Annotated in this window: 12 protein-coding genes; 5 read left to right on the top strand and 7 right to left on the bottom strand. The window is 60.7% G+C overall.

The features are described from left to right. Positions 1 to 21: 21 nt before the first annotated feature. The gene (locus tag BN2664_RS04700) at positions 22 to 1245 is read right to left on the bottom strand and encodes a DNA recombination protein RmuC (protein WP_007001356.1); all 1224 of its coding nucleotides are present in this window, start codon (positions 1243 to 1245) and stop codon (positions 22 to 24) included. A 306-nt stretch (positions 1246 to 1551) separates the two neighbouring features. Between BN2664_RS04700 and BN2664_RS04695 the strand changes: the two genes are divergently transcribed. Next, a complete protein-coding gene (locus tag BN2664_RS04695) occupies positions 1552 to 2247 on the top strand; it encodes a FadR/GntR family transcriptional regulator (protein WP_007001357.1) in 696 nt (231 codons plus the stop codon). Between the two features lie 101 nt (positions 2248 to 2348). On the opposite strand, the gene BN2664_RS04690 is transcribed toward BN2664_RS04695, so the two are convergent. Next, positions 2349 to 3521: a patatin-like phospholipase family protein gene (locus tag BN2664_RS04690; protein ID WP_007001358.1), complete on the bottom strand. Its 1173-nt coding sequence runs from the start codon at positions 3519 to 3521 to the stop codon at positions 2349 to 2351. A 129-nt stretch (positions 3522 to 3650) separates the two neighbouring features. On the opposite strand from BN2664_RS04690, the gene ychF reads away from it, so the two are divergent. After that, positions 3651 to 4730: a redox-regulated ATPase YchF gene (gene ychF / locus BN2664_RS04685; RefSeq protein WP_007001359.1), complete on the top strand. Its 1080-nt coding sequence runs from the start codon at positions 3651 to 3653 to the stop codon at positions 4728 to 4730. A 109-nt stretch (positions 4731 to 4839) separates the two neighbouring features. Here ychF and BN2664_RS04680 read toward each other — a convergent pair whose 3' ends face one another. The 3 genes from BN2664_RS04680 to BN2664_RS04670 all read right to left on the bottom strand — a co-directional run bounded on the left by BN2664_RS04680 (position 4840) and on the right by BN2664_RS04670 (position 9385). Continuing rightward, complete coding sequence (locus tag BN2664_RS04680; RefSeq protein ID WP_007001360.1) at positions 4840 to 6621, bottom strand: DUF2207 domain-containing protein; 1782 nt, start codon at positions 6619 to 6621, stop codon at positions 4840 to 4842. A 38-nt stretch (positions 6622 to 6659) separates the two neighbouring features. Then, a complete protein-coding gene (locus BN2664_RS04675) occupies positions 6660 to 7541 on the bottom strand; it encodes a YwiC-like family protein (RefSeq protein ID WP_007001361.1) in 882 nt (293 codons plus the stop codon). A gap of 140 nt (positions 7542 to 7681) precedes the next feature. Further along, complete coding sequence (locus BN2664_RS04670) at positions 7682 to 9385, bottom strand: hypothetical protein (protein ID WP_007001362.1); 1704 nt, start codon at positions 9383 to 9385, stop codon at positions 7682 to 7684. Positions 9386 to 9574: 189 nt separating this feature from the next. On the opposite strand from BN2664_RS04670, the gene BN2664_RS04665 reads away from it, so the two are divergent. The 3 genes from BN2664_RS04665 to BN2664_RS04655 all read left to right on the top strand — a co-directional run bounded on the left by BN2664_RS04665 (position 9575) and on the right by BN2664_RS04655 (position 13536). Further along, the gene (locus tag BN2664_RS04665) at positions 9575 to 10252 is read left to right on the top strand and encodes a PepSY domain-containing protein (protein WP_081586559.1); all 678 of its coding nucleotides are present in this window, start codon (positions 9575 to 9577) and stop codon (positions 10250 to 10252) included. A 14-nt stretch (positions 10253 to 10266) separates the two neighbouring features. Further along, positions 10267 to 13089 (top strand): cation-translocating P-type ATPase, encoded by a 2823-nt coding sequence (locus BN2664_RS04660; protein WP_007001364.1) that lies wholly within the window; start codon positions 10267 to 10269, stop codon positions 13087 to 13089. A 114-nt stretch (positions 13090 to 13203) separates the two neighbouring features. Continuing rightward, a complete protein-coding gene (locus BN2664_RS04655; RefSeq protein WP_007001365.1) occupies positions 13204 to 13536 on the top strand; it encodes a VOC family protein in 333 nt (110 codons plus the stop codon). A 17-nt stretch (positions 13537 to 13553) separates the two neighbouring features. Here the strand turns inward: BN2664_RS04655 and BN2664_RS04650 are convergent, their stop codons facing one another. Together BN2664_RS04650 and BN2664_RS04645 are read right to left on the bottom strand one after the other, a co-directional pair. After that, on the bottom strand, positions 13554 to 14939 hold the full coding sequence (locus tag BN2664_RS04650; protein WP_007001366.1) for an FAD-binding oxidoreductase: 1386 nt from the start codon (positions 14937 to 14939) through the stop codon (positions 13554 to 13556). Positions 14940 to 14956: 17 nt separating this feature from the next. Then, positions 14957 to 16123, bottom strand: coding sequence for a pyridoxal phosphate-dependent aminotransferase (locus BN2664_RS04645; protein ID WP_007001367.1), 1167 nt, complete (start codon positions 16121 to 16123; stop codon positions 14957 to 14959). Between the last annotated feature and the right edge of the window lie 86 nt (positions 16124 to 16209).

The raw sequence follows: 16209 nt of genomic DNA, 5'->3' as shown, positions 1-16209 counted from the left end.
ATAAGGCCCGGGCAGTGGTCGCTACCACCCAGTCTTATCGTCCTTACCCGGCTCGGGCTCGCGAAATTCCGCCTGCGTGAAGCGGCGGATCTGCGCTGAGTCGTCCTCCACCGCCCGGGCCCGGGAAACCGGGGTGTCCAGCGATTGGAAGCGCCGGGCGGTGACCAAAACACGCGACTCCAGGGATGCTACAGCGCTGTTGTAATGGTCAACGGACCGCGCCAGCGAAGATCCGAGGCTATCCAAATGGCTTGCCACCGTGGATAGGCGCGAAACCAACTCGCGCCCGAGCGCCGCAATCTCCTGGGCCTCTTCGGTCACTTGCGCCGAGGCCCAAACCGCCGCCGTCGCCCGCAAAAGTGCCAGCAGGGAGGAGGGGCCCACCGGGGCAACGCCGAGTGCGTAGCTGTCCTCCAGGAGAGTTGGATCCTGGTTCAAAGCCTCCGAAAGCAAGGAATCGGAGGGCAAAAACATGATGGTGAACTGCGGGGAGTTCGGGTAGTTGGCGTGGTAGGCGCGTTTTCCCAATGCCTTGATATGTGCCCGCACCGCGCGGGCATGCTCGCTGAGCAGCGATTTTTTCTTTTCTCGAGCCTCCGCGGAGGTGGTTTCGATGGCTTGTGCTTCGAGCATTGCATTGAGCGGGACTTTTGCGTCGACGGCCAGGCGGGCGCCGGCCGGAAGATTAATAACGAGGTCCGGACGCTGGCTCGCTTGCGAGGGAAGCGAGCGCGCGGCAGACGGACGCTGGGTGGCCTGTTCGGTGAAATCCACATGGGGTAGCATTCCTGCCGCTTCGACCACGCGCCTAAGTTCGACTTCTCCCCACATTCCGCGCGCCGAGGTGGAAGTGAGCGCGGCGCGTAGCGAAGATGTTTCGCGGCTCAGGGTGATCTGGGTGCGGGTGGCCGTCTCGAGTTGCTCGCTGAGTTTTGCCTGCTGGGCGGACTGCGAGTTTTCGAGGTTCTGTACCCCGCGGCTCATCTGTTCAAGCTGTTGGGCGATTGGCGTTAGCGTTCGCATGAGGGTGGAATCCGAACGAGCCCGCTCAATCAGACCATTGTTCTCCTGCTCCAAGCGCTCCGCGCGCGCGGTGGCTGCCGCCTCGGAAATGCGCGCCCGAGCCAGCGCCTCATTGCCCTCAGCTCCCGCAGGTCGCAGGTGCCGAGCCAGCAAAAAACCGAACCCCAGCCCCAGCGCAAAAGCGGCCGCTACACACAAAACCGATACCAGTGAAACATCCATGCCGGTATTTCATCACGCATCTCCGACACGTTTTTGAAGGCACGGGGGGCGGGTGCACCACGCGAGAGTTTCGTACCTGCCAGCTCGATTCCCGCGCAGCGCCGCGCGCCGGGTGCGGGGCTGCGCCTTACGGGGCGGGCCTTATCGGCCGCGCACCCCGGAAGCTGGGCTCTCTTACGCGGGCCCGCACCCCGAAATCGGGATTAAAGAACAGATTTACGCAAGCCAACTATGCCGTAAAAAAGCGTTACAATCCGCTGACACCTGTATCGAAAATTCGTACCATCAGATACAGGAGGTGGCACCATGACGATTGGTCCGTCGGGTTCGCGAAAGGCGCTCAATACCTTGGAGTGTCTGCGCGGCCAAATCGTGTCAGGTAACTGGCCGGTGGGGAATGCCATTCCCAAGGAGCCGGAGCTTGCCGAGCTCGCCGGGGTGGGGCGGTCCACCGTTCGCGAGGCAGTTCGTTCGCTGGCCAGCCTCGGTATGGTCGAAACCGTCAAAGGCATGGGCACCTTCGTTCGTTCACGCTCTCCCATTCCGGGCGTTCTCGCCGGTTACCTGAGCGACTTTTCTGCTACCGATGTGATCTCGTTGCGCGCGGCTCTTTGTGTGGAAGCGGCGAGCATTGCCGCGTCTCGTGCCGACGACGCCGCTGTTGGCCATCTGCGCCAGATTCTTTCAGAGTGGAAGGCCCCGGATCCCGCCAACGAGCGTAGCTTGCCCGAGGATCCGTTCCGACGCGCGATTTTTGACATCGCCTCCAGCCCGCTTCTCCATTCCATGATGCGGGCAGTGGTGCAGGCAATGCGCGGATTGGCCGCGGATAATCGCCTAGTGCGGGTGCTTCCGGGGAAGGATGTGCTCGCCCAGCATCGGGCGATTTTAGACGCGATTGAGCACGGCGATTCGCGCGAAGCGGAGATCGGGATGCGCGCGGAGGTGGCCGATGACCTTCGCGCTACATCTTCCGACCAAGCACCGCTCAGCGGGGAATAAACCCGGGCCTAGCCGCCTCGCCCGCGAATCGACTTTTTGGCGCGGGCCTTTTATCGACCGCTGGACTCTTGTTTCCCGCTGGACTACTAAAATCCGCCCGGCTATTGGCCTGCCCGCAGCTTGCCCTCAAATTCGTCGAGTGCCTTCACTGCCTGCTCCCGCCCGTATTCAATCATTTTGGTTCCCTCGTGAAAATCGAGGGTTCCCACAATATCGTTCGGGATATTGATGTGCACAGAAACCGGCATCGACGCGGCTCGAAAGCGTCCGATTTGATCCTGCATCACGGAAATTGCCATATCGGTAACTTCCAAAAGCTTCAGGCTCTTGGGTAGTTCTTCGTAGCTTTCTGCCTGCAGATGGCTTTCCACCGGGTAGCTAGAAAACGATGGCTCGCCGGTGAAGTCGTGGGGCTCGTCTGCCCCTAGTTCGCGGTTTGCATCTCGGTCTGCCGCCGGTTCCCGGTGTTCGCGGCCTTCAGCTAGTTCGCGGTCCTCTGCCGGTTCACGCGCCTCGCCTGGCTCGCCCTCTTCGGCCGTGTCCGCATCTGCGGTGCTAGCGCGGAAAGAAACCGCCTGCACAACATCTTCGACAGCGGCGCTCGCGCGCTGAATGAAATCCGAATCCGCAATGGACTTCACCGAGCGAGCAATCCCCGCCCCAAGCGAGTTCTCCGCTTCGCGTTTTTCTGCCGCATCGGCGGCCCGCAAGATCTCCCGCGGATCACGTAGCGCCGGCCCGCGCAAATCCACTGCCACCACGGCGTCGAAATCGGTGGCAAGCAGGGGCTCGACCGGGAGCGGGTTGAGGATTCCGCCGTCGGCAAGGATACGGTCACCCACCCGAACCGGCCAGAAAAACGTAGGAATGGAGAAAGAGGCGCGGATTGCCGTCATCAGCGGCCCGCGCTGGAACCACACCTCGCGTCCGGCGATAATATCGGTCGCCACCGCGGTGAAGGGGAAACGCAGATTCTCAATGCGTGGATTACCGATTACCTCTTCTACCGCTTTGGTTATTTTTTCGCCTTTGAGCAGGCCGGGCCCGCCGAGCGACCAGTCGTACATTTTGCGCACATCATGCTTGGTGAGTGAGACGATCCAGTCTGTGAGGTCCGCAAATTTTCCGGCGGCGTAGGCTCCGCCGACCACCGCGCCAATTGATGTTCCGGCCACCGCTACCACCGTGTGGCCGCGCGCCTCGAGCTCCTGAATCACGCCGATATGTGCCCAGCCGCGAGCGCCGCCCGAACCGAGGACGAGTGCGATTTTCATACCCACCTCCACAAAAGCCCAGCTACGGCGTCGGGAAGAAAAACTCAACAGGCGCCGCGAAGCACATCATACGCGGTGGCGTTCCTACCATTGAGCAAAACCACGGGCCCGAACGGCTAAGATGGGCGCGTGGCTTTGACTATTGGTATCGCTGGGCTTCCCAACGTTGGTAAATCGACACTGTTCAATGCACTGACCCGCGCGGGTGTGCTGGCGGCGAACTATCCGTTCGCTACCATCGAGCCGAACGTGGGGGTGGTGCCGCTTCCGGACAAGCGTCTGCAGGTGCTGGCGGATATGTTCGAATCGCGCAAGATCGTCCCGGCCACGGTTTCGTTTGTGGACATCGCCGGGATCGTGCGCGGCGCCTCCGAGGGGGAGGGCCTGGGAAATCAGTTCCTCGCCAATATCCGCGAGGCGGATGCGATTTGCCTGGTCACCCGCGTTTTCCATGATCCGGACGTCACCCATGTGGAGGGGCGAATCGACCCCAAGGACGATATCGAGATCATTACCACCGAGCTCATTTTGGCAGATTTGCAGACGCTAGAAAAAACAATTCCGCGGCTGCGCAAAGAGGTGAGCGGCAAGAAGACGCCGAAGGAAACCCTCACCGCGGCCGAGCACGCCGAGGAGCTACTACAGCAAGGTGAGCTCCTTTCCAATCACGCCGCGGATTTTGACCCGGATGTGCTCAAGAGTTTCCAGCTCATGACCTCGAAGGAGTTCATTTACGTGTTCAACTCCGACGACGCCGCGCTCGCGAACGAGGAGCTTCGTACCGAATTGGAGGAGTTCGTGGCTCCCGCGCAGGCGATCTTCCTCGACGCCGCTTTCGAGTCGGATTTGATTGAGCTCGACGACGACGAAGCTCGGGAAATGTTGGAGGCAACCGGTCAGGAAGAATCGGGCCTCGATCAGCTCGCGCGGGTCGGCTTTGACACGCTCGGCTTGCAGACGTTCCTCACCGCGGGGGAGAAGGAAACTCGCGCCTGGACGATTCACCAGGGCGATACCGCCCCGCAGGCCGCCGGCGTGATTCACACGGATTTCGAGCGCGGCTTCATTAAGGCGGACGTTATTTCCTATGACGATCTGGTAGCCGAGGGCTCGGTTGTGCACGCCCGCGAACACGGCAAGCTTCGCCAAGAAGGCAAAGATTACGTGATGCAAGACGGGGACGTGGTCGAATTCAAGTTCAACGTCTAACGCTTCAAATTCAACGTCTAGATATTTAATGAAACGGCCGAGCAATGCGCTCGGCCGTTTCATTTGCGTTAGAAGAATGCGCTAGCAGTAATCTGCTGGCAGAAATTCGCTACCGGGTGCCGCCGCCAAAGCTGGCGCCGGCCGCGCCCGCGCCGCCGCTAAAGCTGACCGAGCCGCCAGAAGACCCTCCCTGCAGTCCGCTCGCGTTTCCAGCCGAGTTGCTGTAGGCGGTTGAGTAGAACAAAACCGGGTAGTAATCGCCTGAGACAGCCGAGCGCCGTTGTGGGTCGAGTTCGCTGATTTGCTCGGCGAGAATCGCGTCGTAGTTGAGCAGAATTGCCCAGGGAATCACCTTGTTCCACGGCTGGCGGTGGAGGGCCTCAAAGTCTTCCTGCGAGAGGTCTTCCAAATACTTAGTAAAACCAATAATGCGGTCCACCACGCGCTGGCCGGCGGGGGTAGGAACCAGCTTGAAATAGCGGTACTTCTTGGGTCCAGTTTCTTCCCGGCGCACCAGCTGGAGGCGCAAAAGTTGTTCGTCGGAATACTTGGCTGCGTTCTCACCCCAGGTGGTCAGGCGATCGGAATTCTCGGAGGCGAACTTCTTCAGACCCTTGGCGGTCAGCAAGTTATTCTCGTCAGCGGCGTCTTCCAGGAACTGCCAGAGCTCCGCGCGCACCGGATCCATAGGCGTCAGGTTTTCGGGCCGGAGCTGCAAGGCTCCCGCTTCTTTCGCCTGCTCGAGCACGGTGGTATCCCAGCTACGCTGGGCGGCGTCGAGCCCCTTCGGTGGTTCGCCGACGGGTACCAGCAGGCCGTCGCGCAACCACTCGAACACAATGAAGTTGAGTTTGGTGCGGGGAACGGCTTCCGTCATGAGACCGGCGATGGCGAGCGGATCGCCTTCGAAGGGAATTCCGCGGTAGGACTGGACATGGGAGGAGCTGGCATCGAAGCCGCTGGCGGAAACCGTGGTGCCGGCTCGCTTTTGCGCGTTCTTACGCCAAAGCACCGTACCGACCCCGCCGATAATCGCCGCGGAGACCCCAAAAATCCCGCCCACGAATACGTTTTCATCCAGGCCGAGGATCGTTCTCGATTCGCCGTCGGCTCCGGCGTCGGCTTTTTCCTGCAATTGCGTAGACGTCATATTCCACTGAGCGTCGGTATTTACGGTGCCCGCGGGGAAAATCGCCAGAACTACAAGATACTGATCTTTTGAGATCCCGTTCGCGGTGACGGAAAGTTGTTCAGCCTCCACGGACGTGTTCCCCTCGAAGCCGTATGCGGCTAGGTGAACGCTATCGGCCGGAAAGCTCGCCTCCGGGCGCGGGTAGATGGTCACGGACGCGGCATCAATCGGATTGGATCCGGGGTTCACGAATTGCCAGTAGACGGCCTGCTCCCCGCCCTCCAGATTGCGCACAAAGTTGGTGAGGCGATAGCTAATTCCCGCGAAGTGCTCGCCAAGCGAGCCGATCCCGAAGCACAGTTCGACGCCGTCAGATACCGCTCTAATTCCCGACTTGCCAGTTTTCTCTTCCAAGCTTGCCTCAGGATTCCACTCGCCAATATCGGTGAGCATTTGCCCGTCGAGCATCACCCGGAAGTCTTGCACCTCCGTTTCCCCAAGATTCCCGAGGGGAAGGTAATGCTCGGTTCCTTCCTCGGCGATGAATTCTCGCCGATCGGTAACGAGGGCCGAGCCATCAGCCAAGAGCTGGACCTCGATCTCTACCTTGGAAATCTTGTTCTCAGCTGCCGGCAAGGGTTGCGCGTTCGCAGCCGTCGGAGCGACGAAGGCGGCGAGGAGAAGCGCCGCGAAAAGGCCCGCTATTGCCCGTCGAAAAGCGAGCCGGGAGGGGGCAGAGATACATGTGATCGGTGTCATACCCTAATCCTAGTTGGACAGCCGACGGCGTTGTCCCTCTACAGCAAGGTGAAGGCAATGAGCAGGGAGAGTGCCAGTTCGCCTAGGCCGATCATTCGGATAGTAATTTTCTTACCGTGGGCGCGCAGGCGCGGAACCGCGATGGCGCGCCCGACGATCATCACCCACACGAGCGCGTGCAGAACGCGCACGGCGCCCAGCCCGGCGAGGATGCACACGGCCACCAGGCACAGCGCGTGGTAAATCCGCGACGCCCACTCCCAGGCTGGCTTACCGCGTTTACGAATATTGGTTTTTACGTAGAGCGCGGTGCCGATGAAGTATGCGGTGACCAGCGCGGCCGCAATCCACACCCACACCCAAGTGGAAAATCCGTGTGCGCACACCCACCCCCGCGCGTAACCCTGCCAGAGGAGAAGCGAATCGGCGCCGGAGCCCTCCGCCCCAACCGCGCACCGGAATTTTTCTGCCTGGCCTGCATAGTTTGCGGCGGAGACGTGGTAGACCACGGGCAACATTAGACCCGCGGCCGCGATGGTGGAGATATTGCTCGCCATCTCGCGTTCCTTGCGGTGATCTGCGGCCCAGGCCGCGATAAGTACGAGGGGGAGGAAAGCCGGAAGCCAGCGCAACAGGTACGGCGCCACAATGAGGGTGAGTATTCCGAAAACTGCGGTAATGGCACCGTATGTCAGGGTGGCTTTCAGGTAGCGCGGCTTGCGGCGCGAGCGAAGCCAGAGGCTGGCGGCAAAAAAGAAGAAATACCCCGTCCACCACAGCGCCAAGAGGGGCAGGTGGCGCCAGGAGGCTCCGCCGATCACCAATCCCAGAAGCGGGGGAACCAAAATCATTGCCCAGGCCCCGTGGTAGTTGGGGACCCATCCTTGGTTCTTCCTGCGCCTGGTGTTCTGGAGCGCCATTCCGTCTCCTTCTCGTGGTGGTTAATGGAGTTATGCCTGGCCAGCGCGTTGCGTGGGGAAGCGCGCGGCCAGCCTCGAGAAGATTTTAGTTGTCGGCGCTGGCGAAGGGAGGTGGCTAACTGGGCTAGATGCCCGGTGGCCTACTGATAGGTGATGAGGTCGGGCGTCGGCGCGACTTGTGCCATTGTCTGCTCGGCATTGAGCATGGGGGAGTCTTCGTCATAGAAGTTCTTCCATCCCCAATGCTCAATTGCGGGTGCGTAATCATGCAACGCTCGCCAGGTGCCCTGCTTGGCAGGTTGGCTGCCCTGCCCATCCACATGCACCAAAATTGCGAGCTCGGCGCGGGATTGATCAACCGAATTCACTCCGGGAATCATCCGCGTCTGGAACTGGTGAAGCACGAGGAGCTTTTGCGGCAAATTATTCTCGCGGGTGAAGTCCGCAAGCCACGTCACCACTTGGTTGACCTCGTCAATATCCACGGATCCGATTTGCCGCAAATGCACCTGGTCGGGCTTCAGTCGCCACTCCGGGTCGAGCGCCAAGCCTACGTGAGGCTCTCGTAAAAGCTCCTCATACATTTTTGCCTGGGTGAGGAAATCTTGGCGTCCCGGTTGCAGATCCAAAACCACGTACTGCCCATTTGCTTTCGCCAGATCCACCAGCGGGCGCAGCGATTCTACCGACCACTTGGTTGAATAGCTTTCGTCATCACCGGGCGATCCAGAGGCTACCGTCGCAATAATTTCGAGGGCCGGAACCACAGTGTTATCCGTCAGCGGCGCCAATTCTTCGGCATGGGAACGCGCCCGCTCAATCGTTTCCTCGGGCCCCTGCTCGCCCAGCACCCCGAGGGCGTCCGTGACCGGGTTTCCGTAGAGGGCCACATAGGTTTTCCCAGGGAAAATGCGTTGTCCGCCGCCGGGTAGCTCCACCCCAGTTTGCGCCGAAGAAACGCGCCACTGCAGAACTTCGGGTGTGCCGAAGCCGTTGCCAAGCCCGACCACCGCGGCGTCGGGTGCCTCGCTCAGCGCCTGAATAACCTTGCTTTGCGTCCCGGGATCGGCCCCCGGAACTTCGAGGATTCGCGCGCCCGCGGCCCGTGCGGTACCCATCGCCGCCAGTTGCGCGCGATCTGGCGCGCTCAAAACAATTACATTTTCCAGCGGCTGGCCGCTATGCAACTTCGGCAATTCCTCGCGCTCAGACGCAAAGGTTGGAGCCGCCCCGCCTTCGGAGGAGGTAGACGCGTTCGCGGTCGCCGATTCTCCCTCGCTCCTTTGCCCATCCGCGGGTACGAGGAGCCGCCCCGCACCCGGCGCAAGCGCCGCCAGCTCCGCGCTCGCGTGGGCACCGTCGACCCCTTGTGGCGTCTGCGCGCCCACGAGCCGCGCTAAATGTTCGTCGTTTTGTGCGACGACGACGTCGACTCCCGGATCGGAAACATCTCCGACGGCGAGCACAACCTCGGCGCCCAGGGCCGCAATCGTCTCGGCAACGTTCGGGCCGTCAATCAGGACGGGTACACCCAGCGCGGCGGCGGCGGATGCGCCCTGCAGTTCGAGCCCCGGTGCGGCAAGAACTACCAGCGACGACTGTGCAAAGAACAGTTTCGCGGCCCCGGCCGCGAGTTCCTCCGCCCGCTCCCCGGCAATAAGCGTCACCGGGTGAGCGGGCCCGGCAACCTCGGTGGTGGCGGCTTCTTCTTCAGAGCTGCCCGCTCCGCAACCCGCTAGAGCGAGGGTGGCAACCAGCGCGGCCGTAATAATACGGAAGGCTCGCGCTGCGGGCGGCGGCGTGATGGATGCTGGATTCGAAATCCGGGAGCGGACTCGTCGCATGGAAAATCTCCTCAAAATCGCGTAGAGACCATCTTACGGGGGTTTTCTCGCGCTGCGGCGGATAGTGGCTTTAAGCGGAGCGTGGGCAAGGAAGAAACGACCGCATACTAGAGCTGAAAGGTCAAGGTTTCCGCCAGTAGCGGGAGATCGGCAGGAGAGAAAATGCTTAGTTAGACTCAGAATTAATGCATGCGAGAAAAACGATGGGAGAAACTCATGAAAACCGCACGTAGCGTGGCTTTTGCCCTCACCGTCCTTCTCTCGGCGGGGGTTTTGGGAGCGTGCTCGTCCGACGATTCCGGATCAGGCGCTTCGACGTCGGCCGCCGCGTCCCAGGCACCCGCAACAACCGCACCCGCCACTTCGGCTCCCGCGGAACCGGAGACGCCCGCCGCAACGACGGACGCGAATCAATCAGCTGGCCAAGACGAGGATGCTGATCTGCGAACCACCGAGTTCCCGGTTTCCACCGTAGACGCCATTGGAAAGGCCATGGAAACCGCCGGCCAGGATGGCGTCGTGCACGGGGTCGAGCTGGCCTGGGATTCGAATAGGTGGGAGTACACGATCGATGTGTACACCCCCTCGAGCAAGACCGACCACGAGATTTCCATTGATGCCACAACCGGCGAGGTTACCGACGTCGAGAAGGACGCGGAATCTGATGCCGAGAAGGGCATTGATCAGGTCGAGTTCATTAGTTATGTGGAAGCGCTCGAAAAGGCCGCCGCGCTGGTCGATGCTTCGCTGGAAGGCTGGAGCTTGGACTGGGACGATGACCGCCTGGAATGGACCTTCGATTTCCGTGTCGATAATGACGACGAAGTGACCGTGGATGCGCAAACCGGAGAGGTGACCCGCGACTAAGCGATAGTAACCCTATGAATAACGCCTTCAGAATAGATGCCGACCAGGTGACGCGCGAACTCGGGGTTTCACCCGAGCGCGGTTTAGACAGCGGAGAGGTGGAACGCCGCCGACAACGCTTTGGTGCCAACGAGCTGGTCGGCAAGCCACCCGAGCCACTGTGGAAGAAAGTCCTCAAGCAGTTCAACGATCCGCTGATCTACCTTCTGCTGGGTGCCATTGTTATTTCCCTCGTGGCATGGTCCATTGAAGGGGCGCACGGTTTTCCCATTGATGCGCTGGTTATTGCCGTGATCGTTGTTGCGAACGCGGTGATTGGGTTAGTGGAAGAAAACAAAGCCGAAAACGCGGTGGGGGCGCTTGCCACCATGACGGCCGCTCACTCCACCGTGATTCGCGAGGGTAAAAAAGTAGAGGTTCCCTCCGATGAGATCGTGCCCGGCGATATTCTCTCACTTGCAGAGGGCGATGCGGTGGGGGCCGATGCCCGGCTCATCTCAGCCACCGCCCTGCGCATCCAAGAAGCTTCCCTTACCGGAGAGTCCGAATCGGCGGAAAAAGACGTTGCGACCATTACGGAGGAAGTGGGAATCGGCGACCGTGCCAATATGGTCTTCCGCGGGACCGCGGTGACCAGCGGAGTAGGCCTGGCGGTAGTTACAGACACCGGGATGTCCACCGAGATGGGCAAGATTGCCACCCTCCTTGATGAAACTGAGGCGGCGCCGTCGCCCCTCCAGGTGGAGATCAATAAGATTTCGAAAACACTCGGAATCTTGGTGATCGCCATCGCCGTGATCGTGATGGTGGCGCTCTGGGTGATTAATGGGGTCTCGAGCCTGCATGACGCGGTGGAGATCTTGCTCCTCGGAGTTTCGCTCGCGGTGGCGGCGGTTCCCGAGGGGTTGCCGGCCATTCTTTCGCTAGTTTTGGCAATTGGTGTGCAGGCGCTGGCACGCCGCAACGCCATTATGAAGGAGTTGCATTCCGTTGAAACTCTCGGATCCACCTCGGTGATTTGCTCCGATAAAACCGGCACTCTCACCAAGAACGAAATGACGATTCGCGCAATCCGCACCGCATCGGGATACGTGGAGCTAAGCGGAACCGGATATGAGCCGGTGGGCCAGGCAAAGCTCGTTCGCGGTAAAGATGATGCCCAAGCGGAGGCGAGACTAACAATCCGCGGCGGAGCGCTGGCGAACAACGCGCAGCTGGCGCAAAACAGCGAGGGCACGTGGGAAATCGTGGGCGACCCGACGGAAGCCGCTTTCCTCGTGGCTGAGCCGAAGATCCTGGCCAACTCCGCTAGCCAGCCCGAACCGCGCCGACTGGGCGAAGTTCCCTTCAATTCCGAACGGAAAATGATGTCGGTTCTGGTGGAGGACCCGCAGTCGCAGAGCGTGCGCATCTACACCAAGGGCGCGCCGGACGTATTGCTTCAGCATTGCGAAGCAGAGCAGGTGGGAGCCCAGACGCGCCCGCTGACCGAAAATCGGCGCGAGGACATCCGCTTCGAGGTAGCAGAGCTCTCCGCGCAGGGATACCGGACCCTGGGCGTGGCCTGGCGCGAAGCCGCGGAAAACGCGGGAGGGAGCGGCGGCGTCGTCGAAAAAGAATTCGGTGAAACGTCCGAACGGGATCTGGTTTACACCGGAACCGTAGCGATTATTGACCCGCCGCGCCCCGAGGCGCGCGAGGCAATTGAGCTCGCCCACCGCGCGGGAATTCGCACTGTCATGATTACCGGCGACCACCCGATTACGGCCAAGGCCATCGCGGACGATCTGGGGATGAGCGACGACGCAGAGACCACCGTGGTCACCGGGCAGGACATCTCGGCGATGGACGGCGCGCAGCTCGCCCGAACGGTGCAGGAAACCGAGGTTTACGCCCGCGTTGCGCCTGAGCACAAACTGCAGATCGTGGACGCCCTGCAAAACAGCGGAAAGATCGTGGCGATGACGGGCGACGGCGTGAACGATGCGCCGGCGCTGAAGAGCGCCGACATCGGGATCGCCATGGGGATCACCGGCACCGAGGTGACGAAGGAAGCCGGCAAGATGGTGCTCGCGGACGATAACTACGCGACAATCGTTGCGGCGGTGCGGCAAGGGCGCAATATCTTCGACAATATTAAGAAGTTCATGCGCTATCTCCTCAGCTCGAATATGGGCGAGGTTTTCACCGTATTTTTGGGTGTGGTGTGCGGCGGAATTATCGGTCTGGCTGACCCGGCGGACCCGGCCGCAACCGTCGTGCCGTTGCTCGCCACCCAGATTTTGTGGATCAATCTGGTCACCGATTCCGGGCCGGCGCTAGCGATGGGAGTGGATCCCGAGGTGGGTGACGTGATGCGCCGGCGCCCCAGAAACATCAATGATTCGGTGATCGACCGCCAGATGTGGACACGCATTATTGGTATTGGCGCGGTGATGGGCATGGTTTCGCTAGTAATTTACGACCTGTGCCTGCCCGGCGGCCTGATTGGGGGATTTGAGCACCTGGGCGCCGGTGCGGCTTCCCAGCTCGACGTCGCCCGCACCACCGTTTTCACCGCGCTGGTGATGATGCAGCTGTTCAACGCGCTCAATTCGCGCTCGGATACCGAAAGCGCCTTTGTCTCCATGTTTGCCAATAAATGGCTTTGGGGATCAATTGTGCTCGCGGCGATTCTCCAGGTGGCGGTGGTGGAGTGGGCGCCGTTGCAGGCCGCCTTTGGCACCGCCAGCCTGGATGCGGCCCACTGGGTCCTGGCGATAGGCGCGGGCGTGGTGGTGCTCCTGGTGGAGGAGATCATTAAGCTCGCGCGCCGGGCGAAGCTCGCACGGCGCTAGGCGGCAGGCGACGCAAACCCCTAGGTCAAGGTTATAGAAGCCACTAAAATAGTTGAACATTCGCACACTTCATTCGTCGAAGCGGATAGTCCTTTATGCCTTGTCGGAGGAAAAATGAAACTACTGGTAGCCAATTACGCTGGAAATGTTGAGGCCAACGTTCGCTTTTACCGCGCTTTAGGCATTGAGTTCGATCAGGAAGTGGACCTGACTTGTACGGAGGGAAAAGCTTCGGGTGGCGTGATGGCCATCCATGCCAGGGATACTGCACAATCCCCCAAGGACGGATTTGTGGTGATCATGGTGGCTGAATCCCCGTTGGAAGAGGTCCGGGAGCGACTCGTAGCTGCGGGCTTCGATGGAGGCAGGATCTGTGAAGAGAACTTCGGCCCTTCCCTGCGGGTGGTCGACCCCGACGGGAACGAACTGCAGATCAACGATCAGTAAACCGCGGCAGCGAGTAGCTAGGCCTGGTACGACTTTCCCGGGTTGAGGATGCCGCGCGGGTCGAGGGCACCCTTGATTGCCCGCATTGCCGCGAGGTTTTCTGGGGGAGTGGAGGCCAGGAAGAAGCGCCGCTTGGCCAGGCCAATACCGTGCTCGCCGCTGGTGAGGCCGCCAAACTCATGCGCGCTGGCATAAAGCTGATCGAGGGTGGCTTGCAATTCGGTTGCCCACGCTTCGTCGCTACGCCCGTCGCGCAGTACGCACAGATGCACATTGCCGTCTCCGGCGTGGCCGAAAGCGACCATGCGCATGCCGGTGCGTTCTGACAGCTCACCAATTGAGCTGACGTATTCGGCCAGTGCCCCGAGCGGTACCACAATATCGATGGGTTCTTGTTCGGAGATCGCCTCCACGGCTTTGACCAGATCGCCGCGCAGCTCCCACACCCGCGCGCGGTCGGCCGGGTTGCTGAGGACCTCAACCCCCAGCGCCCCGAGGCTTTCGGCGTCCTGGCGTAGTTGTTCGACGCCGTAGCTCACCGCCTGCTGCGATCCGTCGAGGCTAATGAGAATATAGGATCCCGCCTCGGGGAACGGGTATTTGAAGCCCTTGAAGTCCTCGCCTAGGGCGATTGACTTGCGGTCCATGAACTCAACCGCCGCCGGTTCGAGGCCGGAGGCAAGAATTGCGAGTACCGCGCCAATGCCTTCGTCAAGATCCGGGAACCCGAGGAGTACCGAGGTCTCTGCCGCGGGGGCGGGGACCAATCGCAAAACCGCCCGGGTGACGATGCCGAGGGTGCCCTCCGAGCCAATAAAGAGATGCTTGAGCGCCAGTCCAGAGGCATCCTTGGCGGTTTTCCCTCCGAGCTGGAGCACCTGGCCGTCGGCCAGCACCACTTCCAGCGCGCGCACCGAATCGCGCGTCACCCCGTATTTCACGGCTCGCATTCCGCCCGCATTAGTAGCAATCGTGCCGCCAATTGACGCCGTCTTCTCGCCCGGATCCGGGGCATAAAGCATCCCGAACTGCGCCACGTATTCCTGCACATCGGCGAGCTTTGCCCCCGGACCCACGGTAATCGTGAAATTCTCCAAGTCCGGGACATCAATGTAATTGATCCGCGATACGTCAAGCACAATGCCGCCGTGAGGGATGGTCGACCCCACCAGATTCGTTCCCGCTCCGCGCGGGGTGACCGCTACCTGGTTCTCGTTCGCCCACGCCAGGACCCGGGAGACTTCCTCGGTGGACTGCGCAAAGACGAGCGCCTGCGCCTCACCTACCGTATGCACGAAGGAGTCAGAGAGGTACTCCTTCCGAATGGATTCTGTCACCACCTGCTTGGCGGGCAAGAACTGCGTGAGAGCTTCCGCGATCTCAGCGGACGAAAGCGTTGCCATGGTTGAAACACTCCTTGTTAGCGGGTCGGAATTTTGTCGCGGATAAGGGCTAGGCGATCCAGAGCCGCTTCAAGGGTGGAATCCTTCTTCGCGAAGTGGAAGCGAATCAAATGATTGACGGGTTCGCGGAAGAAGGTGGAGCCAGGCACGGCCCCAACTCCGCCGTCGCGCGCAAGAACTTCACAGAACTCCAGGTCGGAGGCGAATCCCCACTCGGAAATATCGACCAGAACGTAGTAGGCGCCCTCGGGGCGAACATAGGTGAGTCCAGCACGATCCAGGCCCGCGAGGAACAGCTCGCGCTTTGCCGAATAGGTTGCCAGAAGTTCGCGATAGTAGGCGTCGTCGAACTTCAAACTCGGGATCACCGCTTCCTGCAAGGGGGCGGCGGCTCCCACGGTCAAAAAATCGTGCACTTTTTTGATCCGCTCGGTCACCTGTGGCGGCGCGATCGTGTATCCCAGGCGCCACCCGGTAATCGAATAGGTCTTCGAAAGGGAGGAGCAGGAGATCGTCCGCTGGCGCATGCCGGGCAGGGTAGCGAAGTAAATGTGCTCGCGTCCGTCATAAACAATATGCTCGTACACTTCGTCGGTAATTACCCAGGCGTCGTAGCGCTCGGCCAGCTTGGCGATAATCTCCAATTCGGCCCGGGTAAAAACCTTGCCGGTGGGGTTGGAGGGATTGCAGAGAATAAGCGCCCGGGCTCCGGAGGCAAAGGCGGCCTCCAATTCCTGCTCGTCAAAGTTGAAAGCGGGTGGGCGAAGCGGCACATAAATTGGTTCGGCGGCGGAGAGAATCGCGTCCGCGCCGTAGTTTTCGTAGAACGGGGAAAAGACGATCACCTTATCGGCCGGGTTGGTGACGGTGAGCATCGCCGCCATCATTGCCTCGGTGGAACCGCAGGTGGTGACGATTTCGGTATCGGGATCCACATCGATACCCATGAAATGCCTCTGTTTAGCGGCGAGCGCCTCGCGGAAATTCTGTGCGCCCCAGGTGGTGGAGTACTGGTGGAAGTCCTCGTGCGCAACTTCGGCTAGGCGGTTGGTGATGGCCGCGGGTGGATCGAAATCGGGGAATCCCTGCGATAGGTTCACCGCGCCGTACTTACTGGAAACGCGGGTCATCCGGCGGATAACGGAATCGGTGAATGTTGCTGTTCTGGCGGAAAGCTCTGGCATTTTGCTTCCTTTGAATCGAGGCTTCGAGTAGTGATTTTACTGCTGGGCCCGCTGTGCCCAAAAGGAGATCGCGCGGGCATACACCC

The sequence above is a fragment of the Actinobaculum massiliense genome (assembly GCF_001457435.1).
Taxonomy (GTDB): domain Bacteria; phylum Actinomycetota; class Actinomycetes; order Actinomycetales; family Actinomycetaceae; genus Actinobaculum; species Actinobaculum massiliense.
Note: the sequence above shows the minus strand (reverse complement) of the source record. Positions and strands in the feature narration are given on the sequence as shown.